This window comes from Streptomyces sp. NPDC002643, assembly GCF_053592555.1.
Genome location: NZ_JBSFVY010000009.1, coordinates 147109 through 171387 on the forward strand (window position 1 = coordinate 147109; position 24279 = coordinate 171387).

The 24279-nt window shown below is 71.3% G+C and carries 20 protein-coding genes; 9 read left to right on the plus strand and 11 right to left on the minus strand.

What is annotated here, in order from left to right; translation table 11 throughout:
• Positions 1 to 116: 116 nt before the first annotated feature.
• Positions 117 to 1667, minus strand: a complete 1551-nt coding sequence (locus tag ACWD4G_RS16095) for an FUSC family protein (RefSeq protein WP_451293670.1) — start codon at positions 1665 to 1667, stop codon at positions 117 to 119.
• A 378-nt stretch (positions 1668 to 2045) separates the two neighbouring features.
• Between ACWD4G_RS16095 and ACWD4G_RS16100 the strand changes: the two genes are divergently transcribed.
• Together ACWD4G_RS16100 and ACWD4G_RS16105 are read left to right on the plus strand one after the other, a co-directional pair.
• On the plus strand, positions 2046 to 3860 hold the full coding sequence (locus ACWD4G_RS16100; RefSeq protein WP_451293672.1) for a protein kinase domain-containing protein: 1815 nt from the start codon (positions 2046 to 2048) through the stop codon (positions 3858 to 3860).
• A 69-nt stretch (positions 3861 to 3929) separates the two neighbouring features.
• The gene (locus tag ACWD4G_RS16105; RefSeq protein WP_451293674.1) at positions 3930 to 4478 is read left to right on the plus strand and encodes an Lrp/AsnC family transcriptional regulator; all 549 of its coding nucleotides are present in this window, start codon (positions 3930 to 3932) and stop codon (positions 4476 to 4478) included.
• Positions 4479 to 4674: 196 nt separating this feature from the next.
• On the opposite strand, the gene ACWD4G_RS16110 is transcribed toward ACWD4G_RS16105, so the two are convergent.
• The 4 genes from ACWD4G_RS16110 to ACWD4G_RS16125 all read right to left on the minus strand — a co-directional run bounded on the left by ACWD4G_RS16110 (position 4675) and on the right by ACWD4G_RS16125 (position 10011).
• Positions 4675 to 7431 (minus strand): immunoglobulin I-set domain protein, encoded by a 2757-nt coding sequence (locus tag ACWD4G_RS16110; protein WP_451293676.1) that lies wholly within the window; start codon positions 7429 to 7431, stop codon positions 4675 to 4677.
• 100 nt (positions 7432 to 7531) lie between these two features.
• Positions 7532 to 8071 carry a hypothetical protein gene (locus ACWD4G_RS16115; protein ID WP_451293678.1) on the minus strand — a complete coding sequence of 180 codons (540 nt, stop codon included), beginning with the start codon at positions 8069 to 8071 and terminating at the stop codon, positions 7532 to 7534.
• 144 nt (positions 8072 to 8215) lie between these two features.
• Positions 8216 to 9202: an HtaA domain-containing protein gene (locus ACWD4G_RS16120; protein WP_451293680.1), complete on the minus strand. Its 987-nt coding sequence runs from the start codon at positions 9200 to 9202 to the stop codon at positions 8216 to 8218.
• Positions 9202 to 10011, minus strand: a complete 810-nt coding sequence (locus ACWD4G_RS16125; RefSeq protein WP_451293682.1) for an LPXTG cell wall anchor domain-containing protein — start codon at positions 10009 to 10011, stop codon at positions 9202 to 9204. The genes ACWD4G_RS16120 and ACWD4G_RS16125 overlap by 1 nt, the downstream gene beginning before the upstream one ends.
• Before the next feature lie 77 nt (positions 10012 to 10088).
• Here ACWD4G_RS16125 and ACWD4G_RS16130 point away from each other — a divergent pair, with 77 nt between their 5' ends.
• Positions 10089 to 11162: a heme/hemin ABC transporter substrate-binding protein gene (locus ACWD4G_RS16130; RefSeq protein WP_451293914.1), complete on the plus strand. Its 1074-nt coding sequence runs from the start codon at positions 10089 to 10091 to the stop codon at positions 11160 to 11162.
• A 183-nt stretch (positions 11163 to 11345) separates the two neighbouring features.
• Here ACWD4G_RS16130 and paaE read toward each other — a convergent pair whose 3' ends face one another.
• The gene (gene paaE / locus ACWD4G_RS16135; protein WP_451293916.1) at positions 11346 to 12464 is read right to left on the minus strand and encodes a 1,2-phenylacetyl-CoA epoxidase subunit PaaE; all 1119 of its coding nucleotides are present in this window, start codon (positions 12462 to 12464) and stop codon (positions 11346 to 11348) included.
• Here paaE and ACWD4G_RS16140 point away from each other — a divergent pair.
• Positions 12463 to 13275 carry a hypothetical protein gene (locus ACWD4G_RS16140; protein ID WP_451293936.1) on the plus strand — a complete coding sequence of 271 codons (813 nt, stop codon included), beginning with the start codon at positions 12463 to 12465 and terminating at the stop codon, positions 13273 to 13275. The two genes, paaE and ACWD4G_RS16140, sit on opposite strands and share 2 nt — an antisense overlap.
• 13 nt (positions 13276 to 13288) lie before the next feature.
• Here the strand turns inward: ACWD4G_RS16140 and paaD are convergent, their stop codons facing one another.
• The 4 genes from paaD to paaA are packed head-to-tail and all read right to left on the minus strand — an operon-like array spanning position 13289 to position 15946.
• On the minus strand, positions 13289 to 13798 hold the full coding sequence (gene paaD / locus ACWD4G_RS16145) for a 1,2-phenylacetyl-CoA epoxidase subunit PaaD (RefSeq protein WP_451293684.1): 510 nt from the start codon (positions 13796 to 13798) through the stop codon (positions 13289 to 13291).
• Positions 13792 to 14619, minus strand: a complete 828-nt coding sequence (gene paaC, locus ACWD4G_RS16150) for a 1,2-phenylacetyl-CoA epoxidase subunit PaaC (RefSeq protein WP_451293686.1) — start codon at positions 14617 to 14619, stop codon at positions 13792 to 13794. The genes paaD and paaC overlap by 7 nt, the downstream gene beginning before the upstream one ends.
• An 11-nt stretch (positions 14620 to 14630) precedes the next feature.
• Positions 14631 to 14939 carry a 1,2-phenylacetyl-CoA epoxidase subunit PaaB gene (paaB, locus tag ACWD4G_RS16155; RefSeq protein WP_451293688.1) on the minus strand — a complete coding sequence of 103 codons (309 nt, stop codon included), beginning with the start codon at positions 14937 to 14939 and terminating at the stop codon, positions 14631 to 14633.
• Complete coding sequence (gene paaA / locus ACWD4G_RS16160) at positions 14936 to 15946, minus strand: 1,2-phenylacetyl-CoA epoxidase subunit PaaA (RefSeq protein WP_451293690.1); 1011 nt, start codon at positions 15944 to 15946, stop codon at positions 14936 to 14938. Before paaA ends, paaB begins: the two co-directional genes overlap by 4 nt.
• Positions 15947 to 16102: 156 nt before the next feature.
• Between paaA and paaK the strand changes: the two genes are divergently transcribed.
• Both paaK and ACWD4G_RS16170 read left to right on the plus strand, forming a co-directional pair.
• Positions 16103 to 17422, plus strand: coding sequence for a phenylacetate--CoA ligase PaaK (gene paaK / locus ACWD4G_RS16165; RefSeq protein ID WP_451293692.1), 1320 nt, complete (start codon positions 16103 to 16105; stop codon positions 17420 to 17422).
• A 100-nt stretch (positions 17423 to 17522) separates the two neighbouring features.
• Positions 17523 to 19700, plus strand: coding sequence for a TerD family protein (locus ACWD4G_RS16170; RefSeq protein ID WP_451293694.1), 2178 nt, complete (start codon positions 17523 to 17525; stop codon positions 19698 to 19700).
• 208 nt (positions 19701 to 19908) lie between these two features.
• Here the strand turns inward: ACWD4G_RS16170 and ACWD4G_RS16175 are convergent, their stop codons facing one another.
• The gene (locus tag ACWD4G_RS16175) at positions 19909 to 20799 is read right to left on the minus strand and encodes a fructosamine kinase family protein (protein WP_451293696.1); all 891 of its coding nucleotides are present in this window, start codon (positions 20797 to 20799) and stop codon (positions 19909 to 19911) included.
• 260 nt (positions 20800 to 21059) lie between these two features.
• Between ACWD4G_RS16175 and ACWD4G_RS16180 the strand changes: the two genes are divergently transcribed.
• From ACWD4G_RS16180 to ACWD4G_RS16190, 3 genes are read left to right on the plus strand one after another with little or no spacing between them, the layout of a single operon-like run.
• Positions 21060 to 22385 carry a sugar ABC transporter substrate-binding protein gene (locus ACWD4G_RS16180; RefSeq protein ID WP_451293918.1) on the plus strand — a complete coding sequence of 442 codons (1326 nt, stop codon included), beginning with the start codon at positions 21060 to 21062 and terminating at the stop codon, positions 22383 to 22385.
• Entirely contained in the window at positions 22382 to 23314 is a 933-nt protein-coding gene (locus tag ACWD4G_RS16185) for a carbohydrate ABC transporter permease (RefSeq protein WP_451293698.1), read from the plus strand. Before ACWD4G_RS16180 ends, ACWD4G_RS16185 begins: the two co-directional genes overlap by 4 nt.
• Positions 23311 to 24261: a carbohydrate ABC transporter permease gene (locus tag ACWD4G_RS16190; RefSeq protein ID WP_451293700.1), complete on the plus strand. Its 951-nt coding sequence runs from the start codon at positions 23311 to 23313 to the stop codon at positions 24259 to 24261. The genes ACWD4G_RS16185 and ACWD4G_RS16190 overlap by 4 nt, the downstream gene beginning before the upstream one ends.
• Positions 24262 to 24279: the final 18 nt, after the last annotated feature.

Here is a 24279-nt window from a genome sequence, read left to right on the forward strand (position 1 = left end):
GGCGTGGGGATGCCGAGCGGACGCGGCAGGGGCGGCGGAAGGCGAGGCGCCCTCTCCGGCGACACGGACGCGCCGTCGGCGGACGTGCCGTCGGCGGGGGCGGAATCCGGCCAACTTCAGGAGGCGATCGGACTGGAGGAGCCGGCCAGTCGTGAGCCCGTCGGCCTTCCCAGCGGCCGCGCCAGTTCCGACAGCGCCCTCTCCAGGTTGTGCAGATGCACCAGCGGCGCCCCGGCATCCGTCCGGGAATCACGCTCCCCACCGGCACCGGCGACTCGCCCCTCACCGACGGTCAGGGCATCGACGGCGGCCTTCACACGCCGGCAGGCGGCCACCAGGGAGGCCTCGCGCGTTCCGGCCGCCGAGTCGGCGAGGGCAGAGGTAGCGGCTGCGGCGGTGGTGGCGGTGACCAAGGCCCGTACCTCCTCGACGCAGTCGCCGAGCGCCCCGATGGCCCGACGGGCGCGTTCCTTGCGGGCGCGGAAGGGGTTGAGGGGGTGGAGCAGCGGGGCGAGCGCCACCCTGGCCCGGCCGTACAGTGCCTCCAACTCGGCCGCGTGGGGCGTCGGATCGGCCTCGGGGTCGCCTTCGAGGCGGGCGGCGGTCGCGGTCGCGGCGGCGTGCACACAACGCAGAGCCCGTTGAATCCAGGCGTCGTTCGTGGCATGCGTGGTGACCGGCAGGACGAGGACCACGGCGAGCGCGGCGCACAGCGTACCCACGCCCGTCTCCACCAGACGCAGCGCGAGCAGACCGGGGTCCAGCACGCCCAGCAGCCCGTAGAGGAGGCCGGCCATGACGGTCACGGCGAGCATCATCCAGGAGTACGACACCGCCGCCGTGTAGAAGACGCCGAAGACGCAGAGCGCGATCAGGACCGCCGAGGGCGCGGGCGCACCGGCCAGCGGGACGGCGACCAGAAGGCCGACGACGACACCGACGACGGTTCCGAGGACCCGGCGGAAACCACGGACCAGGGTCTCGCCCCGGGAAGCGGTGTTGACGAAGATCCACCACGCGGTGCCGACGGCCCAGTACCAGCGGTCCTCCGAGAACGACTGGCCGATCGCGAGCGCGAGGGCGCAGGCGATGGCCGCCTGGCAGGCCTGCCGGGTGGTCGGCCGGGCCAGGCCGCCGCCGCTGGGCGGCTCGGCGGGGACCGCGGCGGGCGGAACGGCACGTTCGATGGGCCAGAGCAGAAAGCGCACCGCGCCCGCCGCCACCAGGGCGAGGGTCATCGCGGCGTACAGCTCGGGCAGTTGGGCGGGGACGGCGTGGAGGAACTGGGTAACGAAGAAGCTCATGAACGCGAAGATCCCGAGCGCCTGGCCGCGTGGCCCCCAGCGGCGGGCGTACACGCCGCAGAAGACGGTGAGCACGAACGCGAGGTCACGGGCGGCGGTGATCTCGTGCAGGGTGGCGGCCAGGGCGAGGACCGGGAATCCCGCCAGGGGGAGCAGCGCCGTGGTGATCCGCTGGGCGGGGACGGTCGCGTCGGTGACGGTGAACAGGGCGAGGAGTGCGGCCAGTCCGCCGGTGATCGACGCGGGCAGCGAGAAGCCGCACAGCTCGGACGCGGCTGCGGCGGTACCGACGCCGATGACGGCGCGGACCGAGGTCCGCAGCCGTGACCGTCCCGGATCAGGAGCTATGAGCGTCCTCTTCATGGCGTGTGCCGCCCCCTTGCCGTGGTGCACGCCGGGCCCGCGCCGTCCGGGGTGTCGGACGGTCGACGGGCACGGCGAAGGCGCCGCGCTCCGGGGACGGCTTCGTCGCCGTCCGGCACCGCGCGGCGCCGAAACTACGTGGATACGACACAGAGGTAGCACCCTCCACCCCAGTGGCTCAACAGCCGTGCCGGAAAATGAGCCATTGGCTCACCGAAGAGGCACACGGGGCGGCTTCTGGTAGGCCAACGGATCAGGGATTCGACCGGTCCCGCCCGGCGACCCAACTCGCCGCCGTGGTCATGACACAAGGCTTAGGCTGCTGCTGTTGATCGACTTCAGCGGATCGACCGAGGGGATCAGGGGGTACGACGGCCGATGAGCCGTGCGACTGACGTGTTTCAGGCGTTGCAGGGGGACGATCCGGTCGCGGTGGCCGGGTATCGGCTGGCCGCTCGGCTCGGGGCGGGCGGCATGGGGCGGGTCTACCTCTCGCACACACCGGGCGGCCGGCCGGTGGCCATCAAGGTGGTGCGGCCCGAGCTGGCCGACGACCCGGCCTTCCGGCGGCGGTTCGGCCGGGAGATCAGGGCGGCCAGGCGGGTGCGGGGCGCGTACACCGCCGAGTTGATCGACGCCGACGCGGACGGCACCCCGCCCTGGCTGGCCACGCTGTACGTACCGGGGCCCTCCCTCGCGGAGGCGGTCGCCCGGCGCGGTCCGCTGCCGGTGCCCGCGGTGCTGTGGCTGGTGGCCGGGGTGGCCGAGGCGCTGCAGGCCATCCATGGCGAAGCCATCGTGCACCGGGATCTGAAGCCGTCGAACGTGCTGCTCGCCGCCGACGGGCCCCGGGTGATCGACTTCGGTATCTCGCTGGGCGCCGACCTCAGTTCGCACACGGCCACCGGTTCCGCCGTCGGCACGCCCCAGTTCATGGCACCCGAGCAGGCGTCCGGGCATGAGGTCACGACGGCCACCGATGTCTTCGCGCTCGGCCAGACGGCCGCGTTCGCCGCCCTGGGCGAGCCGCTGTACGGGGACGGCCCCTCGGTCACCGTGCTGTACCGGATCGTGCACGAGAAGCCCGACCTGGAACGGCTGCCGGAGCGACTGCGTCCGCTGATGGCCCGGTGTCTCGCCGCCGACCCGGAGCAGCGGGCCACACTTGCGGAGGTCCTGGACTGGTGTCGGCGGGAGCTGGGCGGGGAGGCTGCGGCGGGTGGAGGTCCGGCCGTCTGGCGGGAGGTCACGGGCCCGGAGGTGACGGTTCCGGCTCCGGCCCCCTCATCCACGCCGGAGGCGGAGGTGCCCGCCCTCGGGGCGGACGGGGCGGCTCCCAGGTCCCCGGAAGTTCGCGGTCGCGCGGCAGGAGCCGCGGTTCCTGCCTCGGGGGACGGGACGGATGCCCGGCCCACGTCGGACGTGACGATTCCCCGTCCCCGCTCAGAGGCGACGGTTCCGGTGACGGTCCGCAGTCCCGTGCGGGCGCAGTCGGGGCCCTTGCTGCCCCAGCCCCAGCCACAGGCGACGGCGCCCGCCGAGCCGCGCTCCCGGCGGAGACGTACCGCGCTGGTCGTGGCCGCCGCCGTGACGGTGGGCGTGCTGCTGGTGACAGGGCTGACCTGGACGGTCTGGAGGGGGACGGATCTGTTCCGGGACCGGGACACCGCCTCGGCCTCGGCCCCCGATTCCACGGCGTCCGCGCGGGGCTCCTCGAAGTCGTCCTCCGAGTCCTCGTCGAAGAGCAGGTCCACCTCGGGGGCGGGCAGCGGGGCACCGGAGGTCTCGGACCCCTCCGCCGCCCCGTCGAAGGCACCGCAGCCCCAGGCGTTCCCCCAGCGATGGCTGGACGAGGAGCGGGCGCTCAGCATCGAGGACCCCGACCGTGAGGGCGGCGACGGGGACATCCGCTTCGTCTGCGAGGACGTCGGTTGCGCGCTGGAGAGCGACACCACCGACATCCGGCTGCTGTACAGCGAGCCGGGGGCCACGCTCGATACGTGCCGTACCGCCTTCGCGGGGACCGAGAGCCACGATCTGCCGCTGCCCGCGGTGGCCGCCGGCAGCGAGATCTGCGTCAAGAACCCCGCCGGGGACATCGGGCTGCTCGTGGTCCAGGTGAAGTCGACCGCGCTGTGGGACTCCCCCGGCATCAGCTTCCTGCTGGCGGACCTGACGCTCTGGCGGGTCTGATGCTCTGGCGGGTCGCGTCGAGGGCGTAGGGCAGGCTCGGCGGATGGCTCGTGGGCAGGAGCGCTGCTCATGGGGTGGCTCGGCCTGAGGTCGGTTCGGTGGGCCATTGGTACAGTCGCGGCCGTGGACGAACTCGACACCCGTATCCTGCGGCTGCTCCTGGAGCGGCCACGGACCAGCGTGCGGGAGTACGCACGTATCCTCGGGGTCGCCCGGGGCACCCTCCAGGCCCGACTCGACCGGTTGGAACGCGACGGGGTGATCACCGGGACGGGCCCCTCGCTCTCCCCCGCCGCGCTCGGCCACCCGGTGCTGGCGTTCGTGCACATCGAGGTCACCCAGGGGCATCTCGACGACGTGGGCGAGGCGCTGGCGGCCGTACCGGAGATCGTTGAGGCCTTCTCGATCACCGGCGGCGGCGATCTGCTGACCCGTGTCGTGGCCCGGGACAACGCACATCTGGAGGATGTGATCCAGACGCTGATCAGCCTGCCGGGCGTCGTACGCACCCGTACGGAGGTGGCGCTCAGGGAGCGGGTGCCGCATCGGCTGCTGCCGTTGGTGCGGTCGATCGGCCGGGCGGCCGGGAACCGACCGCCGACATCGTCGGAGGCATGACGGCACTTGGCCGGACTACGGTCCTTGGCCGGACAGGGATTTCTTGGCCGTGCTGCGGCTCTTGGCCGTACTACGTCGAGATGAGCTGTGGTGCCCCGCGTCGGACCGGGAGGAGAGGGGCGGAGCCCGGTGCGCCGATGGTTTCGGTGCGCCGGGCTCCGGTTCTCATTCCTTGTTCGCGGTCAGGTGTTCGCGGTCAGGCGGTGGTCCCCCGGCCCATCCTCCGGGCCCGTCGGTGCAGGAGCCAGCCCGTCACCGTGAGGGCGGCGGCCGAGGCGGCGATGCCGAGGACGGTCATGCCGGTCGAGGCGAGGCTGCCGTCGTCGCCGGTGGTGGAGCCGCCTCCCGTGCTGCCCGTGCTGCCGCTGGAGCCGCCGGTGCCGCTGGTGGAGCCGGTCGTCGAACCGCTGCTGGAGGTGCCACCGTCGCTGTCGCCGTCACCTTCGTCGTCGGTGTCGACCGGGTCCTGGCCGACGAAGGCGACCGGGACCTTGACATCCTGGGAGCGGTCGCCGGAGAGGGTGTGGTCGGCGCGGGTGGCGAGGACGCAGGTGGCCTTGAAGCAGTCGGTGTACTCGTCCTTGGCGTCGATGGTCAGCTCCACCTCGAACGTGCCGCCGTCCCCGTACGGGATCGCCAACTCCTCGCCGTAGTCGGGCGGGTTGGAGGAGATCCACGCGGAGGTGTGCGACTCGCCACTCATGTCGACGCCGCCGATGCACGGGGTGGGCAGTTCGCCGTCGCCGTTGTCGACGCAGAGGGCGACGTAGATGCCCTTGTCCTCGTCGTAGCCGGAGCCGGCGATCTTGAGGGTCTGGTTCTCGGTGGCGAGGTTGTTGACGGGGGTGACGGTGAGCTTCTGGCCGTTGGGGCCGGTGACGGTCTTGGTGCCGGAGGGCTCCTCGTCCTCGCCGCCGTCGTCCCCGTCGCCACCGTCGTCGCCGCCGGTGCTGGTGTCGGCCTCGGTGACGGTGAGGGTGAAGGGTGAGGTATGGGTGGTGCCCACGGAGTTCTCGAACACCGCGCGGTACGCGTAGCCGTCGTGGGCGGCCCTGGCGGTGAAGCTGTACGCGTTCTTCGTGGCGCCCTCGATCGCGGACCAGGTCTGGCCGCCGTTGACGCTGACCTCCCACTGGACGGTGGGTTCGGGGGTCCCCTCGGCCGCCGCGACGAAGGAGACCTCGTCGCCGGGGGCCACGGTCCGGTCGGTCGGGGTCTGGGTGACCTTGGGGGACATCCGGCGGTCGAGCTTGACGATGTCGCCCTGGACGGGGTTGCTCACATAGACGGAGGTGCCGCCCGGGGCGACCGCCACGGAGGCCTGGCCGATCTGGGAGTTGTTGCCGACGAGCTTCGTCGGGGTGGCGGTCTCCGCGAAGGTGGTGGTGTCGTAGACGCCGAGGGAGCTGGTGTCGTCGGCGCCGTTGCCGGTGTCGCCGGTGTCGTTCCAGATGACGAAGGCGCGGCCGGTGGTGGTGTCGAAGGCGATGTCGGCGGCCTCGTCCGTGCCCTCGACGGTCTTCAGGTGCCCCGCGTCCTTGTCGTAGACGCGTACCGAACTGCCGCTGCCCACCCAGACGTTGCCGGTGGCGGGGTCCGCCTCGACGAACCCCACGGGTGCGGCGGGGAGTTCGTCGGTGGCGGTGGCGGTGACCGCGAAAGTGCCCGTGTCGACGCGGCGCAGCTGTCCGCCGGAGGCTCCGGCGGACCAGGCGACGCCCTTCGCCCTGTCGACGCCGAGGACGGAGCCGCCGTCGAGGGTGAGGGTGCGGTTGTCCAAGGTGGCGCCGGTGGCGATGTCGACCTCGGAGAGCTGGGCGCCCTGGGCGACCAGGGCGGTGGTGGCCTTGGTGCCGGGGCCGACGCCGGTGACGGTGGCGCCGGGGAGCCAGACGCCGGCGGCGTTGGTGTCGCCGTCCTTGGCGGTGCCGATGCCGCGCAGCGGGTAGTGGAAGACGACGCCGTCGCCGCCGAGCGGGGCGGCGATCATGGAGACGTTGCGGGGGCCGAGGGTGCCGGTGGAGCCGGGGGCCTGGACGACATGGCTCAGGGACGTGCCGGTGGTGGCGTCGAGGATGTGCAGGCCGCGCTCGTTGACGTCACCTGTGTCGACGAAATCCTCCGAACCGGCGTACAGCTTGCCGGAGTCGGGGTGCAGCAGCAGGTCCTTGACCTCGCCGGCGGCGGCCTTGAAGTCCTCCGACTCCTCGTAGACGACCGTACCGGCGGGCACGTCCACTCCGTCGCCGCCGTCGTCCCCGCCGCCGGTGTCCTGGCCCTCGAAGGTGACGGGGACGCGGACGTCCTGGGAGCGGTCGCCGGAGTCGCGGTGGTCGACGCGGGTGACGACCGAGCAGACGACCTGGGCGCAGTCGACGCCGTTGTCCTTGGCCTTGATGTCGATCTCGACGTCGAAGGTGCCGCCCGCGCCCCAGGTGACGGCGAGGTCGCCCGCGTACTCGTCGCCCTCGGGGACGATCCACTGCGAGGAGCTGCCGGTGCCGTTCTCGTCGGCGCCGCCGATGCACGGGGTGGGGATCTTGCCGTCGCCGTTGTCCCTGCACAGGGCCACGTAGATGGCCTTGGTGGCGTCGTAGCCGGAGCCGGTGACCCTGAGCTTCTCGCCATCGGGGTCGAGGTTCGCGGAGGCGTCGACGGTGAGTTTCTGGCCGTTCTGGCCGTGTCCGGTCTTCGGGGTGTCGGCGGCCTGGGCCGAGGTGCTCACCGTGACGGCGGTGACCGTGGCGGCCACGAGGGCGGCGGCGCCGAGGAGTGCGGCGGGGCGCCGGAGGAGGCGGGCTCCGGTCGCGCGCTCCGGCTGCCCCCGATCCGGCTGCCCCCGGTCCGACTGCCTCCGGTCCGACTGCCTTCGGTCCGACTGCCTTCGGTCCGGCCGACTCCGGTCCGACTGTCTCAGGTCCGGCTGTCTCCGGTCCGTCGTGTCGTCTCTCATGGGTTCCTCAACTCGTCGGGTGCGCCCCGCACTCGGGGGTGCCGCCCGGGGGACGCCGAGGGCCGGGCCCCGTGGCGAAGGGGCCCGGCCTGGTGGGTGGTTACTGGAAGGTGATGGGGGCGTGGACGTCGTAGTTGCGGTCGTTGGTGTCGAAGTGGTCGGCGCGGGTGACGACGGCGCAGGTGACGTCCTCGCCGCAGACGCTGCCGTCCTCAAGCGTGGCCTGGACGTAGATGCTCACGCTGAAGGTGCCGCCGGTGCCGAACTTGGAGCTGTTGGCGAACAGACCGCCGAAGGTGTCGTTGACCCAGTGGGAGGCGCCGGTGGAGCCGGACTCGTCCTGGCCGCCGAGGCAGGGGGTCGGCTTGCTCGCGCCCTGGGCGCCGTCGACGACGCAGAGGCCTACGTAGATGCCCTGGGCGGTGTTGTAGCCGGAGCCGGAGACGGTGATGACCTGGCCCGACGCGGCGGCCGTGTCCGGCGCGGTCAGGGACAGGTTGTAGGTGGTCCCGGCGTCGACGACCGTACGGGTCGAGGTGGCGGCGGAGGCGGAGGTGGTGAGGCCGAGGGTGAGGGCGGCGGAGGCGGCGACGGCCAGAGCGGTGCGGGCGGCGGTGCGGGGGGAGGGAACGACTCTCACGGGAGAACCTTTCTCGAAGGCCGATGTTCACCGGCTCCAGGCGAAGCCGGTGAACTTAGGTAAGGCTTACCTAATCTTTTGTGAGATCTATTTGTCAACAGACGGCAAAGCGGGAGCAGATGGGGCCGGGGAGGGCTCCGGTGGTCACGTCACGGTGAACTCCGCCGTCGCCTTACGGCCCCCGGTCACCGAGTACAGCTCCACCGTGTGAATGCCTTCGGTGGCGGTGTCGTAGACCGGGAAGTCCCGGGCCACACGGCCCGAGTCGTCGGCCACCGCCTCGTAGCGGGTGTCGTCGTCGATGGCGACCAGGACGATCTCGCCGGGCTCGAATCCCTCGCCGGTGACCCGCTGTTCGCCGCCCGGGGTCAGACTCGCGCGCTCCACGGCCGCCGACTGGCCCCCGGCGGCTTTCTCGGCCTCCGTCTCCGTACGGCCGTCCGCGGCGTCCGCCGGGGCGGGCGAGGAGGTGGCGGCGTCGGAGTCACCGGACCCGGCGCCGGAGTCGGCGCTCTCCCCCTGCGGTTCCCCGGCTTCGCCCGTGCCCGTGCCCGTGCCCACGGTCATGTCCAGCGGGGCGAGTTCGTCGCCGGCCTCGTACGACGTGCCGCTCCAGTCGGTGAGCAGCGCGGCTCCCTCGGCGGTCAGTGTCACCCGCAGCCCGGACCAGGTCGCGCCACCGCCGCGTACGGTCGGGCCTTCGGCGTTCGCTACGCCGACCTCGGCCAGCGTCAAGTCGTCGGTCCGGCCCGCGTGTTCGGCGCGTACCCGGAGGGTTCCGGTGCCGCCGTCGAGTCGGAGGCGCGGATCGGCGAGGGTGAGGGTGTCGGCCCCGGCCGTGCTCAGGCGGATCGCGCCGGCGAGGTCCACGTCCGCGTCCCCGCTCGCCGGGGTCGCGCTGCCGCCCTCGACGGGGAACCAGGTCCGGCCGCCGGAGCCGCGTACGGCGGGCGCTTCCGCCGTCACCGTCGCCTCGCCGTCGGACGGGGTCCCGAATGTCGGGCCCCAGCCGGCGTATCCGCCGGACACCTCACTCGGGGGCCCGTCCCCGTCCCGGGCCGTCGCCGTGCCCTGGCAGAGCAGGGCGAGCAGCGCGCCCGCCGCCGTGACGGCCGCACCAGGTCTGTTCATCACCTCGAAAGTCCTCCCTCGGATGCGGTACGGCGTCGACGGGCCCAGAACCAGGCGCCGCCGCCGGCCGCGACCAGGCCTGCCGCGGTGAGGCCGAGCGGTACGGCGGCGCTGCCGGTGCTGGCCAGCGGGTCGTCGGACGTGGCCGTGTCGCTGTCGGTGCCGCTCGTTCCGCCGGTGGTCGTCGACCCCGTCGACGCAGTCGATGTCGGGGTCGGGGTCGCCGTGCTGTCGTCGCCCGTGTCCTCGGCCCCGGCGAAGGTCACCGGGACGCGTACCGTCTGGCTCTGGTCACTGGACCGGGTGTGGTCGTTGCGGGTGATCACCGAGCAGGTCACACCGGACTTGGTGCAGTCGGTGTTGGCGTCCTTGGCCCGTACCTTGATCTGCGCCGAGAAGGTGCCCTTGTGCCCGCTGCCCTCGTACGGCTCGGCCAACCCCTCCCCGTAGGAGGGCGGGTTGGAGGAGATCCACACCGAGGCGCCGGACTCGCCCTCCATGTCGACCCCGCCGACACAGGGCGTCGGCGTTTTGCCCGCGCCGTTGTCCACACAGAAGGCGACGTAGATGCCCTTCTCCGTGTTGTAGCCGGTGCCGGAGACCGTGACCGTCTCGCCGTCCGGGTCGAGCCCGGAGGTTTTGGACACGGTGAGTTTCTGACCCTCGGGGCCGGTGGCGGAGTCGGCGGCCGCCGCCGAGTGCGCCGGGGCGAGGATCAGGGCTCCCGCGACGGCGATCGAGGCCGGGACGGCTCTCAGGGTGCGCGGGGCTCGTAGGACTCGTCGGGCTCGTAGGGCACATCTGTGCATCGGTGTCAGCACTCCCACCGTAGGAAACTCAGGTAAGGCTAACCTAAAGTAACGAACAACTGTTGGGAACGGTAGACATGGAAGGCGGTTCGATGCGTACGAACGGAAGACCTCAACCCTCCTTTGCGCGAAGGGGAGTTGCCGCCGTCGCCGTCGCTCTCGCCGTGCTCGTCACCGGATGCGCAGGCAGTGGCGGTGACGGGGGATCAGAAAGTGCCGATGCCTCGCCGGCGTCCGCGAGCGCCCGCGCCGCGGCGGCGCTGAAGCAGTTGAGGACGAATTCGCTCGTCCCGCTCGAAGGGGAGGCGCCCACTCCGGAACTGCCGGTCACCGTCGACTCGTCCGACGGGAAGAAGGTCACCGTCGAGGACGCCTCGCGGATTCTTCCGCTCAACGGGGGCATCGCGGAGATCGTGTTCACGCTGGGGCTCGGTGACAACGTCGTCGGGCGGGACATCACGGCCACGTTCAAGGAGGCCGAGGATCTTCCGCAGGTCACCAAGGCGCATGATGTGAGCGCCGAGAGTGTGCTGTCCCTCGATCCGACGGTCGTGCTCGCCGACACCGACACCGGGCCCGGTGAGGCGCTGGATCAGATCCGTGACGCCGGGATTCCCGTGGTCGTACTCGATCCGGCGACGGAACTGGCCGATGTGAGTACGCGGACGACGCGGGTGGCCGAGGCGTTGGGGGTGCCGTCGGCCGGTGAGGCCCTCAACGAGCGTATCGCCGGTGAGCTGAAGGCGGCTCGGGCGGCTGTGCCCGAGGGGAGCAGGCCGAAGGTGGCGTTCCTGTACATGCGGGGGTCGGCGGCCGTGTATCTCATCGGTGGGAAGGGGTCCGGGGCGGACTCGCTCATCGCGGCGGCCGGGGCGGAGGATGCCGGGGTGGTCGCCGGGCTGGACAAGCCGTTCACACCGATCACCAGTGAGGCGCTGGTCAAGGCCCAGCCCGAGGTGATCCTCATGATGACCAAGGGACTTGAGTCCGTGGGTGGTGTCGAGGGGCTCGTGGAGATTCCGGGGATCAAGGAGACGCCGGCCGGGATGGATCGGCGGGTGGTCGATCTGGAGGACGGGGTGCTGCTGAGTTATGGGCCGCGTACGCCGTTGGTGATCGATATTTTGGTGGAGCGGTTGCATCGGGGGTGACGGGGGCGGGGCGGGCCGAGGAGTTTCGCCCCCGCCGCCCCTACCCGTCCCATCCCTGGGGGCTGCGCCCCCGGACCCCCGCTTCGGCCTGAACGGCCTTGTCCTCAAACGCCGGACGGGCTGAGAGGGCCGGGGCGGGTGGAAGGCGGTGCAAGGCAGTGGAAGGCGCCCGGCGCATCCGCGTCAGCTGTCGTAGTCGACCGTCAGTTTCTCCGAGACCGGGTACGACTGGCACGTCAGGACGTAGCCCGCCTCTACCTCGGCCTCCTCCAGGGCGAAGTTGCGGCGCATGTCGGCCTCGCCGTCGGTGATCAGGGCCCGGCAGGTGCCGCAGACTCCGCCCTTGCAGGCGAACGGCAGGTCGGGGCGGGTGCGTTGGGCGCCGTCGAGGAGGGTTCGGTCGCGGGAGAGGGCCGCGGTGGTGGAGCGGCCGTCGAGGGTGACGGTGACCTCGCTGACCGGTCCCTCGGCGGCGGCCTCCTCGTGGCGCACCTCCCGTACGGGCTCGTCGTCGGCGTAGAACAGCTCCTGGTGCACTCGGTCCGTGGGTACCCCGAGTCCGGCCAGCACCCGTTGCGCGTCGACGACCATGCCGTGCGGGCCGCACAGCCACCAGTGGTCGGCGTGTTCCACATCGACCAGGGAGCCGATCAGCGCCGAGAGCCGTTCGGCGTCGAGACGGCCCGAGAGCAGCTCGGCCTCCCTGGGCTCACGGGACAGTACGTGGGCGAGTTGGAAACGGGCCGGGTACAGGTCTTTGAGGTCGGCCAGCTCGTCGGCGAACATCACCGTGCCGGTGCGGCGGTTGCCGTAGAAGAGGGTGACCGTCGAACGGTCGTCGGCGGCCAGGACCGACTCGGCGATCGACATCATGGGCGTGATGCCGGAGCCCGCCGCGATCAGGACGTGATGGCCGGGGGCTCCGAGGTCGGGCGTGAAGATGCCGGTGGGGCCCATGACGTCGACGGTGTCGCCGGGGCGTACGTCATGGACGAGCCAGGAGGAGAACAACCCGCCGGGCACCACCCGCACCCCGATCCGCGGCGCCGAACCGACGGGCGAACAGATCGAGTACGACCGCCGCTCGTCCCGCCCGTCCACCTCACGCCGCAACGTGAGCGACTGCCCCGGCGCGAACACGAACTCCTCCGCCAACTCCTCCGGGATCTCGAAGCCGACGGCGACGGCGTCCTCACAGAGGGGCCGCACGGCGGAGACACGGAGCGGGTGGAAGGCAGCGCGGCGGCGAACGCGCGGGCGAGCGGATGAGGTCGGGGCGACGGGGACCTCGGACGGGGAGATGGAGGAGATCGGCGCCGCAACGGGTTCGGATGAACCAGGCTCCACAGCGGAGGCGGTGGGCCGCCCGGTCGCCGGGGCGGAAGCGGCGGACCCCGCCGCCGAGCCGGAGACAGTCGGCCGGGTGACCGGAGCCGAAACGGCAGGCCCAGCCGCCGGGACGGAGCCGCTGGGCCGCGTCGGCGGAGCGGAGGAGGAGGCCGGCGTTACGGCGGGGGCAGACGAACCCCGCTCCGCGATGGAGGCAGTGGGCCCCATCGCCGAGGCGGAGACGGCGGACCTGGTTGCCGGGGCCGAAACGGTGGACCCGGTCGCAGGAGCATCGGCGGCGCCGGGCCGGGTCGCCGGGGCCGCCGAGGAGACCGGCCTCGCGCCGGGGGCAGACGAACCCAGCTCCGCGATAGAGGCAGTGGGCCCGGTCACCGATGCGGAGGCGCCGGGCCGGATCGCCGGAGCCGAAGCGACAGGCCCCGTCACCGGGCCGGAGTCGCCGGGCCGGGTCACCGGAGCCGAAGCGACAGGCCCCGTCACCGGGCCGGAGTCGCCGGGCCGGGTCACCGGAGCCGAAGCGACAGGCCCGGTCACCGGAGCCGAAGCGCTGGGCCGGGTCACCGGAGCCGAAGCGACAGGCCCGGTCACCGGAGCCGAGGCGCTGGGCCGGGTCACCGGAGCCGAAGCGACAGGCCCGGTCACCGGAGCCGAGGCGCTGGGCCGGGTCGTCGGGGCCGAGGTGGTGGGCCCAGGCGGCGGGGGCGCGGACGGGGTGAGGGTGGCGGTGAGCCTGTTGTCCTGTGGGCCTCCCGTCGGGTCTTGACTCAGGCCTTTCATCAGATCTCCTTGACGTGCTCGAACGGCTCGCGGCAGGTGTGGCAGCGGCGCAGGGACTTGCAGGATGTGGCGGCGAAGCGGGAGGTCTCCTCGGTGTCCGTCGAGCCGCAGTGGGGGCAGGCGACCGTTCGTCGGGTGGGCGACAGTGTCAGCGGGACCGGGCCTCGGGGGGCCGCGCCGGGTGGGGCGATGCCGTGTTCCGTGAGCTTGCGGCGACCGGCTTCGGTGATCCAGTCGGTCGTCCAGGGCGGGGTCAGCACCGTGCGGATCTCGACCCGTTCGAATCCGGCGGACCGCAGCCTCGCCGCGACATCGGCGCGCATCTCGGCCATGGCCGGGCAGCCCGAGTAGGTCGGGGTCAGGCTCGCGATCACCGTGCCGTCCTCGGTCAGCTCCACGTCCCTCAGGACGCCCAGGTCGGCCAGGGTCACCATGGGCAGCTCGGGGTCGGGCACCCGCTCGGCGATGTGCCGGGCGCGGCGCGCGTCGAGCGGCGTCGTCGTCACCATGTCGCCTCCGGGTGGGCTCGGGCCACGCTCTGCAACTCGGCGAGGAGGGGAACGAGATGCTCGGTGTGCTCGCCCGTGCGGCCGGCGCCCGCCAAGGGGCGGTACACCGGCATGGGGAGGCCGGCCGCCTCGGTCACCTGGCGGAGCACCGCGGCGACCTCCTCCCGTACGTCGTACGCCGTGAACAACTCCCCGAAGTACGGGGCGACTTGCTCCAGCGCTCTGCGCATCCTCCGGTGGGACTCCTCGGTGCCGTCGCCCAGCCGTACGGCCCATTCTGCCGCGTACTGCCGGTGGTACGTCAGTTCCTTGACGCCCTTCGCGGCGATCGCGGCGAGCACCGGGTCCGGGTGGTCGGCCAGCCGCTCGAAGTGGGCGAGGCGCCAGCTGGAGAGGACGAGGAGCCGGACGACGGAGAACGCGAAGTCGCCGTTCGGGAGTTCGGCGAGGCGCACGTTGTGGAAGTCGTCGGCGTCACGGAAGTAGGCGTACGCGTCCTCGTCGCGCCCGGTGCCGTCGACCTGGCCCGCGCGGGAGTACAGCAGCCGGGCCTGGCCGAGGAGGTCGAGGCCGATGTTGGCCAGCGCCACCTCCTCCTCCAGCTCGGGCGCGCGAGTCGTCCACTCGGCGAGGCGCTGGGCCGAGATCAGGGCGTCGTCGGCCAACGCCACACAGCCGGCGGCCAGTTCACGTACGTCGACGCCCTCGGGGACGGTCGTGTCGACGCCGTGCAGAGGGTCCTCGAAGCCGGTGCCGTAGGCCCAGCGGGCGTCGTCCTCGTGTCCCTCGGCGAGGGTCAGGTAGACATGGTCGTCGCTCATGACCCGGCTCCTCAGATGTGCGGGACGTCGTCGGGGATGTCGTAGAAGGTCGGGTGGCGGTACACCTTGTCGGCGCTGGGCTCGAAGAAGGGGTCCTTCTCGTCGCGGGTGGAGGCGGCGATGTGCTCGGAGCGCACGACCCAGATGGAGACGCCCTCGTTGCGCCGGGTGTAGAGGTCGCGGGCGTGGGTGAGGGCCATCTGGTCGTCGGCGGCGTGGAGGGAGCCGACGTGTACGTGGTTCAGGCCGCGCTTGCCGCGTACGAAGACCTCGTACAGCGGCCACTCGCCCTTGGCGGTGCCGGTGCTGTTGTCGGTCATGCCGCCGCCCCCTTCCCGTTCCGTGCTCGTTCGCTTCGCTTGGCCGCGTGGGCCGTGGCCGCCTCGCGTACCCAGGCGCCCTCCTCGTGGGCGGTCCGGCGTCGTTCCATCCGCTGGGCGTTGCAGGGGCCGTCGCCCTTGATGACCCGCGTCAGCTCGTCCCAGTCGGGGGTGCCGAAGTCGTGGTGGCCGCGCTCCTCGTTCCAGCGCAGCTCCGGGTCGGGGAGGGTGACACCGAGCTTGTCGGCCTGCGGGACGGTCATGTCGACGAAGCGCTGGCGCAGCTCGTCGTTGCTGTGCCGTTTGATCTTCCAGGCCATGGACCGCGCCGAGTTGGGCGAGGCGTCGTCCGGCGGCCCGAACATCATCAGCGACGGCCACCACCAGCGGTTCACTGCGTCCTGCACCATCTCGCGCTGCGCGGCCGTCCCCCGCATCATCGTCAACAGCAGCTCATAGCCCTGCCGTTGATGGAACGACTCCTCCTTGCAGATCCGCACCATCGCCCGCGCGTACGGCCCGTACGACGAGCGGCACAGCGGCACCTGGTTGCAGATCGCCGCGCCGTCGACGAACCAGCCGATGACGCCGACGTCGGCGAAGCTCATGGTCGGGTAGTTGAAGATCGACGAGTACTTCTGGCGGCCCGAGATCAGCCGGTCGGTCAGGTCCGCGCGGTCGGCGCCCAGTGTCTCCGCCGCCGAGTACAGATAGAGCCCGTGCCCGGCCTCGTCCTGGACCTTGGCGAAGAGGATCGCCTTGCGGCGCAGCGAGGGCGCCCGGGTGATCCACTCGCCCTCCGGCTGCATTCCGATGATCTCCGAGTGGGCGTGCTGGGCGATCTGCCGGACGAGGGTCTTGCGATAGGCGTCCGGCATCCAGTCACGCGGCTCGATCCGCTGGTCCCGCGCGATCGTCGCGTCGAAGTGCTCCTGGAGCGCGTCCGGAAACCCCGGAATTCCCGGGGTGTCCTGGGGCGGCCCCCCGGCCGAGTCTGGCGTCGTCATCGCAACCCGCTTCCCAACCGACCATTCGTTCGGTTCCCAGTGTGACGCGAGGAGCGCGAACGGGCAAGACCCAAGTGCACCCGCAACCAGCACCCGGCCCCGCCCCCACCCGTACTCCCACCCGTACCTCACCCGCACCTCACCGAAGGAGTCGCGATGAGCAGCCTGGGCGCACCGCTCCCCCACCATCTGCTGGACGACGGCGAGCGCCTTTCCAGGGCACAGCTGGAGCAGCTACAGCTGGACCGGCTGCGGGCGACGCTGCGGCACGCGTACGACAACGTCGAGGCGTACCGGAAGAAGTTCGACGCGGCCGGGGTCGCCCCCGACGACTGCCGCTCCCTGGCGGACCTGTCCCGCTTCCCCTTCACCACCAAGGCCGACCTGCGGGACACCTACCCCTTCGGCATGTTCGCCGTGCCGATGTCCGAGGTCCGCCGGGTCCATGCCTCCAGCGGTACCACCGGGCGCCCCACGGTCGTCGGATACACGGAGCGGGACCTGTCGATGTGGGCCGATGTGGTCGCCCGGTCGATCAGGGCCGCCGGGGGCCGCCCCGGGCACAAGGTGCACATCTCCTACGGGTACGGACTGTTCACCGGCGGTCTGGGCGCGCACTACGGGGCCGAGCGGGCCGGCTGCACGGTGATCCCGGTCTCCGGCGGCATGACCGCACGCCAGGTGCGGCTGATCCAGGACTTCCGGCCCGAGATCATCATGGTCACCCCCTCGTACATGCTCACGCTGCTCGACGAGTTCGAGAAGCAGGGCGTCGACCCGCGCTCCGGTTCCTTGCGGATCGGGATCTTCGGGGCCGAGCCGTGGACGGAGGAGATGCGCCGGGAGATCGAGGAGCGGGCGGGCCTGCACGCCGTCGACATATACGGACTGTCGGAGGTGATCGGCCCCGGGGTGGCGCAGGAGTGCGTGGAGACCAAGGACGGCCTCCACATCTGGGAGGACCATTTCCTCGCGGAAGTGGTGGACCCGCTCACGGACGAGGTCCTGCCCGACGGTGAGAAGGGCGAGATCGTCTTCACCTCGCTCACCAAGGAGGCCCTGCCGATCATCCGCTACCGCACGAGGGATCTGACCCGTCTCCTGCCCGGCACGGCCCGTCCCGCGTTCCGCCGAATGGAGAAGGTCACGGGCCGTAGCGACGACATGATCATCCTGCGGGGTGTGAATGTCTTCCCCACCCAGATCGAGGAGATCGTGCTGCGCACCCCGGCCGTGGCCCCGCACTTCCAGATCCGGCTGACGAAGCGGGGGCACATGGACCATATGACGGTCCTGGTGGAGGCCCGCCCCGACGCGGGCGCCGAGCAGAGGGGGACGGCGGGGAAGGCGATCGCCGAGGACGTGAAGGAGAGGGTGGGCGTCACGGTGGAGGTGACGGTGGTGGACCCGGAGACACTGGAGCGGTCGGTGGGCAAACTGAAGCGGGTGAAGGACCTGCGGGGCAAGGCGACTTGACGTTCCATCAGTTGCGGGCGACGCGCCTCCTCGGCTGCGGGCGACGCGGCCCGGCGAAACTCCGGTGCGCCGGGTCGTACACCTCTGCGATCATCCCCGAATGTCCAACAGTCTGGAATCGCTGGTCGTCCGGCACACCCGTCGTCTGCCCGCCCCCAAGGGGTCCGCGGGTGAAGGCGCCGTCGCCGCGCGGCGGTTCGACGTCGCTCTGATGTCCGTCGGGTTCAAGCTGTCGACGGAGCTGCTGGACAGCTTGTCGGGGCTGTCCGAGGCGGCCGTCGCGTACACCGCGAAGCGGACGCTGCGTACCGTGCGGGAGATGGTGGGCGACCACGTCCGGCACAACCCGTACTTCATCGACTTCCCGGCGAACGTGCCGGACACGGCCGAGTTCTGGATGAGCTGTGTCGAGCAGGCCCTCCGTGACGAGCGGACGCGGGCCGGGACGATCGCCCAGCTGGCGCGGGGCGTGGTGGATCTGCTGACCCTCCCGAAGTACGGCCGGTACCAGCACACGTACGCCGAGATGCTGGCCGCCCACGACGAGTTGATCGCGGGGGCCGGTGACCGGGTGACCCTGCTCCACCTCGGCGACGACCTGGAGGACGAGCTGACCGCCCTGTACCTGGCGCTGGCGAGCAGTACGACGCCGCTGGGCGAGGAGCGTCTGCGTGACCTCAAGGCCCTTGCCGGGCACTGCGCGGCCGGGCCGCAGCCCGAGGTGATACCGGTCCGGGAGAACCGGGCGGTGGTCAACGAGGCCCGTCTCATGGTCGGCGCCGAACCGCTGCTGGACACCGTCACCGATGTACTGCGCCTCGCGTGCGCGCTGTCCGGCGGTGATGTCACGCTTCAGGAGCCGACGCGGTTCCGGGCGCTGCCGCGGCCGGTGCGGCGGGCGCTGCTCGCGGGGCTGGACGCCGTCGTCGCGGCGAACCCGGCGAAGCTGACCGATGTGCGTTCCCACCGGGAGCCGTTCAAGCGGCTCGGTGAGCGGCTGCATCCGCATGAGTACCCGCGCTGGCCGCACGCCGCCGAGGTGTTCGCGGTCGCACGGGGTGAGAAGGAGGCGCGGTCGTTCGACGGCCGGGTCGAGGCGCTGCTCGACGACTTCGACGTCCCGGGTGCGGTGGCGCTGTTGAAGTCCGCGCCGGGCAAGCTGTTCCGCTCGCTGGACCTGCTGCTGCGTATCGCCGCCGATCAGGGCGAGCGGGACGGGGTGCTCGCCGCGGCCGAGGAGGCGGTGTCCGAGGTCTCCGGGCGGGTGGTGCTGTCGGTGCGCGAGCATCTTCACAATCGTGAACGGGAGTCGGGTGAGGACCGGATCTTCGTCAACCGGCGGGGCCGTGCCTGGGTGACCCCCGACCACCGGCCCGTCGTGCCGGCCGCCGACCGTGACCGGCTGATCGCCGTGCTCGACGCCGAGCTGCGGCGTCGGCTCCCGGCGCCCGGCCGGCTGCTGGTCGACGTCGATGTCCTCGACGTGGCGCTGCCGTTGAGCGGCAAGGCGACGGCGGCGGGGCTCGGGGTGCTGCCGAGGGGGTCGGTGTCGCCGGTCGACGGTGAGGTGCTGCGCTTCTTCACGTACTGGAAGGAGAGCGGTCGCACCACCGACTACGATCTGTCCGCGCTGCTGCTCAACTCCGACTACAGCACCGACACCTGGCTCTCCTACACATCCCTCCGCGCCGTCGGGGGCCGGCATTCCGGTGACATCACCGAAGCGCCGAACGGGGCCTCGGAGTTCATCGATCTGCGACTCGACCGGGTGCGCGGTGGGTTCATCGTGCCGCAGGTCAACATCTACGCGGGTGAGGGCTTCGAGGAGGTCGAGGAGTCGTTCTTCGGGTTCATGCTGCGCGACGGTGAGCGGAAGGGGCGGCCGTTCGAACCCCGTACCGTGCGGATGAAGTCGGATCTGCGGGGGCCGGGGCGGGTGGCGCTGCCGCTGGTGTTCCAGCGCGGGGACGACGGGCGGTGGCGTGCGAAGTGGCTGCATCTGTATCTGCGGGGCCTGTCCTCCGGGAACCAGGTCGAGGAGAACCAGGTGTCGGTGTCGAAGGTGGTCCGCGCGGTCGTGGAGCGTGAGCAGTTGACGGTGAACTACCTCGTCGGGCTGATGGCGGGCGGTGCCGACAGCACGCGTGTGGAGCCGTGGGACGGGACGTGCGTGCCGGACGAGCCGGTGACGTACATCGGTCTCGAACGGCCCGAGGGGCTGCACCCGGACTCCCGGATCATCACCCTCGAAAATCTGCGCGACCTGATCCCGGCCTGAGTGCTAGCGTTGCCCATGGCGAGGCCATGAAGGGGCTTCCTTCTCAACTTCCTTTCCTGAAACGAGTTCCTTCGCTTTCCTCGCCCTTGGCTTCCGAACCGGGAGGCGCCCACGCCGGCGCCTCCCGGTTCGTGTTTCGGCCCGACGGCCCGCCGGCCCGACGCCCAGTCGATCGCATGTCGGCCCGGCGGCCCGGCGGATCGTCGGCTCACCGCGCGAGTGCCGCCCGTGCCGCCCGCAGGGTCCGGTCCGCGTAGCCGCGGCCGAAGAGCACCACGTGCACCAGCAGGGGGAAGAGCTGGTGGAGGCCGACGCGGTCCGTCCAGCCCTCGGCCAGGGGTGAGACCTCCTCGTAGCCCTCCAGTACGTGTTCCAGGTGCGGGCAGCCGAAGAGGGACAGCATCGCGAGGTCGGTCTCGCGGTGGCCGCCGTGGGCCGCCGGGTCGATCAGCCAGACCTCGCCGTCGGCGCCCCACAGGACGTTGCCGTTCCACAGGTCGCCGTGGAGCCGGGCGGGTGGCTCGGCGGGGCCCGCGAGGTCGGGGAGCCGGGCGCACACCTCCTCGACGAGGGCGGCCTCGGCGGGGCTGATCGTGCCGACGTCGACCGCGTCGCGGAGATAGGGCAGCACCCGGTGCTCGGCATACCAGACGGGCCAGTCGGCGCCGTGGGCGTTGCGCATGGGGGCGCGGCCGATGTACGCCTCCTCGGGTCCGCCGGGCGGCGCGGCGCCGAAGGCGGGGGCTCCGGCGGTGTGCAGGGCGGCCAGGGCGCGGCCGAGGCGGACGGCGGCGCGTGGGCTCGGGGTGCCCTGGGGGACCCGGTCGAGGACCAGGTGGCGTTCGTCATGGCCGTAGACGCGCGGTATGTGTACCGTGCCCGTGTCGGCGAGCCAGCTGAGGCCCGCGGCCTCGGCCCGAGCCGCTCGGGGGCCGTCGCCGAGCTTGACGACGACCACCCGGCCGTCGTCGAGGGTGACCTCGGTGAGCATGTCGGAGAGCCGGCGCTCCCCGGTGGTCCGGCGGCCGGTGAGCCGGGCGGCCGAGGCGCCGGGCTCCGCGTGTTCGGTCATGGCGCCGGGCTCCGCGTGTTCGGTCATGGGCGAACCACCTCCGAGTCTCTGTCCCACGGACGCCGAACAGCTTCCCCCACAGCCCCGGCGCCAAGCCGGACCGCCCGCGTGTGACGCCGGTGAAATCTCCGACCCATGTATTGACATACGAATGAAACGCTCCGTAGCTTGGCCGATCATTTAGATCCATGAAGGCAGTTCATGGATGTGAACGAACACTGGAAATGAACCACTGGATCGGCCGGGCGTTCGCCCGGATGAACACCGATGAACAACGGAGTGTGCCCATGGGCGTTCGCCGACGAAGTCGCCGCCTGGCCGCCATGCTGACCGTCGCGGGTCTCGCGTTCGGTGCGGCGGCCTGCGGATCGGGGTCCGACAGCGCCAAGAGCGACGACCCGAACACCCTGGAGGTCTGGACCCGGAGCAACCCGGACCCGGCCGCCACCTATGAGCGGGTGTTCGCCGCCTTCACCAAAAAGACCGGCATCAAGATCGACTATCAGCCGGTCATCAACTTCGACCAGCAGCTCCAGAGCCGGGCCTCCACCAAGGACCTCCCGGACGTCATGATCAACGACACGGCGCTGATGGGCAGTTATCAGAGCCAGGGCCTGCTCAAGCCCATCACCCCCGACTCGATCGAGGGCCATGACCAGATCACCGACACGACCTGGTCCTCCACCGTGGGCATCGACGGCGAGCACTACGGCATCCCGTACTCCCGTCAGGCCCAGACCCTGATGATCCGCGAGGACTGGCTGAAGAAGCTCGGTCTGCGGGCGCCGGCCACCTGGGAGGAGATGCTCACCGTCGCCAAGGCCTTCGCCACCCGCGACCCGGACGGCAACGGCAAGGACGACACCTACGGCATGGTCGTCCCCGGCAGCGCCCAGAACGGCTATGCCGCCTGGTGGGGCGCGAGCTTCCTGTGGTCCGGCGGCGCCCAGATCATCAAGCGCGACGGAGACGGCTACACGCCCGCCATGGCCTCGGCCGCCGCCGTCCGCACGGTCACGTGGATGAAGGAGAACCTCTTCTGCGGCGACGACGGTGTCATCCAGCCGGGCGCCATCAACGCCATCACCGGCACCGCCACCAACTTCCAGGACGGCAACGCCGGGATGTATCTCACCGGCCCGTACAACATCGCCACGTACGACACCACGCCCGGCAAGGACACGTACGAGGTGGTCCCCTTCCCGGCGGGCCCGGCCGGGTCGACCGTGCTGGCCGACGGCGAGAACATCTACTTCGGCGCCAGGACCGGCAAGGACGAGCAGGAACGGGCCCTCGCCGCCTTCCTCATCTCCCCCGAGGGCCAGAAGCTGGCCATGACCGGCGAGAACCAGCCCGTGGTCCGCATCCCCGTGAACTCCACGCTGGACGCGGCCGAGGTGCGCGACGACCCGCGCTGGGGCGTGGTGCAGAAGGCGTACGAGGACGCCTCCGAGCAGTTCCCCAACGCGCCCGACTTCGCCCCGATCAAGCAGGACACCGCCGACGCGCTGAACGCGATCTTCACCTACTGCGGCAGTGACGTCAGCGCCGGCCTGAAGGAACTCAACGACACCCTCGCCGGTGACCTCAAGGACCAGGACCTGTACAAATGACCGCGACCACGATCGCGCCCGAGCGGCGCGGAGGGCTCGTCAAGCGGGTCCTCAAGCCGATGCTCAGCAAGAAGGCCGTCCTGCCCTGGCTGTTCCTCGCCCCGGGTCTGCTGCTCGCCCTCGTCTTCAAGTTCGTGCCGATGGGCAAGGGCATCTGGCTGAGCTTCTTCGACGTACGGCCGTTCCTCGGTGACAAGTGGATCGGCCTCGACAACTACACCCGGGTCCTGACCGACCACCGCTTCCAGGACGCGGTCGGCCACACCCTCCTCCTCGGCATCGGCCAGTCCCTCGGCGCGATAGCCGTCGGCTTTCTGCTGGCGCTGCTCCTCGAAGGCCAGGCCCGCTCGCTGAAGATCGTCCGCACGGCCGTCTTCCTGCCGGTCGTCACCGCGACCGCCGTGGTCGGCGAGCTGTGGCGGCTGCTGTACTACCCCACCTCCGACGGTGTCATCAACAGCGCGCTGGGCTTCCTCGGCCTCGGCCCGACGCCGTTCCTCGACAACCCGGACACCGCGCTCTGGGCCACCATGGCCATGGGCATCTGGATGACCGCCCCGTACAACATGGTGATCATCCTCGCGGGACTCGCGGGCGTGGACCGCACGCTGTACGAGGCCGCCGCGATGGACGGGGTCTCGCTGTGGCAGCGGCTGCGGTACGTGACGCTGCCGGCGATCCGCCCGGCCATCGGCATCGTGCTCACGCTGGCCGCCATCCGTGGGCTCAGGGTGTTCACGGAGGTGTACGTCCTCACGGGTGGCGGTCCGGCCGGGTCGACCGAGGTGTGGATGACCCGCGCCTACACCCTGGGCTTCACCCGTAACGACATCGGCGGCGCCTCGGCGGCCTCCGTCGTCCTCCTCGCGGTGACGCTGCTGCTCACCGTCACCGTCAACTACTTCCGCAAGAGGGGAGACGTGCGATGAGCGCACCCGCCCTCGACCCCGTCCGGACCCCGTCGTCCGACGAGGCCGCCGCATCGTCCAGAAGAGCGGGCAAGGCCCGTACGACCCCCGCCCGCTTCGACACCGCGCTCGGCTGGAACGACAGGCCCGGCGTCTCCTGGGCCCTGCGCATCCTGCTGTGCGCCATAGCCCTCGGCATCTTCGCCGCGCCCCTGATGACGATCGTCTCCGGCGCCCTCACCACCCACCCCAGCGGCTCGTCGCTGTCGTTGCTCCCGCACGACACCACCCTGACGAACTTCCGGGTGGCCGGGGAGCGCGGCATCTGGGACTACTTCACCAACTCGCTGGTCATCGCGGGCGGCGGACTGCTCCTCCAACTCGTGGTGTGCGTGCTGGCCGCGTACGCCCTCGCCCGGCACAGGTTCCGGGGCCAGGCGATCATCATGACCCTGTTCATGCTGACGATGATGCTGCCGGAGGAGGTCATCGCCATCCCCCTGTCGCTGGTCCTCGGGGATGTGCCGGTGGTCGGTATCGACCTCAAGGGCACCGTGTGGGGTGTGATCCTGCCGCTGGGCGCCTGGGGCTTCTCGGTGATGCTCCTGACGGAGTTCATGCGGGACATCCCCACCGAGATCGAGGAGGCCGCCCGCCTCGACGGCGTGGGTGAGCTGCGGATGCTGTGGCAGGTGATCCTGCCGCTGTGCAAGCCCGCGCTCGGTGTCGCCGGAGTCCTCGGCTTCATCATGATCTGGGACCAGTACCTGCTGCCGCTGATCGCCGCCAAGGACCCCACCGACTACACGGTCACCGTGGCCCTGTCCATCCTGCGCACCGACCCCGAGGTCGGCTCGGGCGTCGTCCTCGCCGGCGCGGTCATCGCCCTCGTCCCCAGCCTGGTCGTCTATCTGCTCCTCCAGCGCTCGCTGGTCGCCGGCATCGCCGCCGGCGCCACCAAGGGCTGAACCAAACCGACCCCCACG

Coding starts and splice junctions, on each gene's coding strand:
- ACWD4G_RS16095 (WP_451293670.1), bottom strand. CDS start 1,667: ATGAAGAGGACGCTCATAGCTCCTGATCCGGGACGGTCACGGCTGCGG.
- ACWD4G_RS16100 (WP_451293672.1), top strand. CDS start 2,046: ATGAGCCGTGCGACTGACGTGTTTCAGGCGTTGCAGGGGGACGATCCG.
- ACWD4G_RS16105 (WP_451293674.1), top strand. CDS start 3,930: ATGGGGTGGCTCGGCCTGAGGTCGGTTCGGTGGGCCATTGGTACAGTC.
- ACWD4G_RS16110 (WP_451293676.1), bottom strand. CDS start 7,431: ATGAGAGACGACACGACGGACCGGAGACAGCCGGACCTGAGACAGTCG.
- ACWD4G_RS16120 (WP_451293680.1), bottom strand. CDS start 9,202: ATGAACAGACCTGGTGCGGCCGTCACGGCGGCGGGCGCGCTGCTCGCC.
- ACWD4G_RS16125 (WP_451293682.1), bottom strand. CDS start 10,011: ATGCACAGATGTGCCCTACGAGCCCGACGAGTCCTACGAGCCCCGCGC.
- ACWD4G_RS16130 (WP_451293914.1), top strand. CDS start 10,089: ATGGAAGGCGGTTCGATGCGTACGAACGGAAGACCTCAACCCTCCTTT.
- ACWD4G_RS16140 (WP_451293936.1), top strand. CDS start 12,463: ATGGAGGAGATCGGCGCCGCAACGGGTTCGGATGAACCAGGCTCCACA.
- paaD (WP_451293684.1), bottom strand. CDS start 13,798: ATGGTGACGACGACGCCGCTCGACGCGCGCCGCGCCCGGCACATCGCC.
- paaC (WP_451293686.1), bottom strand. CDS start 14,619: ATGAGCGACGACCATGTCTACCTGACCCTCGCCGAGGGACACGAGGAC.
- paaB (WP_451293688.1), bottom strand. CDS start 14,939: ATGACCGACAACAGCACCGGCACCGCCAAGGGCGAGTGGCCGCTGTAC.
- paaA (WP_451293690.1), bottom strand. CDS start 15,946: ATGACGACGCCAGACTCGGCCGGGGGGCCGCCCCAGGACACCCCGGGA.
- paaK (WP_451293692.1), top strand. CDS start 16,103: ATGAGCAGCCTGGGCGCACCGCTCCCCCACCATCTGCTGGACGACGGC.
- ACWD4G_RS16170 (WP_451293694.1), top strand. CDS start 17,523: ATGTCCAACAGTCTGGAATCGCTGGTCGTCCGGCACACCCGTCGTCTG.
- ACWD4G_RS16175 (WP_451293696.1), bottom strand. CDS start 20,799: ATGACCGAACACGCGGAGCCCGGCGCCATGACCGAACACGCGGAGCCC.
- ACWD4G_RS16180 (WP_451293918.1), top strand. CDS start 21,060: ATGGGCGTTCGCCGACGAAGTCGCCGCCTGGCCGCCATGCTGACCGTC.
- ACWD4G_RS16185 (WP_451293698.1), top strand. CDS start 22,382: ATGACCGCGACCACGATCGCGCCCGAGCGGCGCGGAGGGCTCGTCAAG.
- ACWD4G_RS16190 (WP_451293700.1), top strand. CDS start 23,311: ATGAGCGCACCCGCCCTCGACCCCGTCCGGACCCCGTCGTCCGACGAG.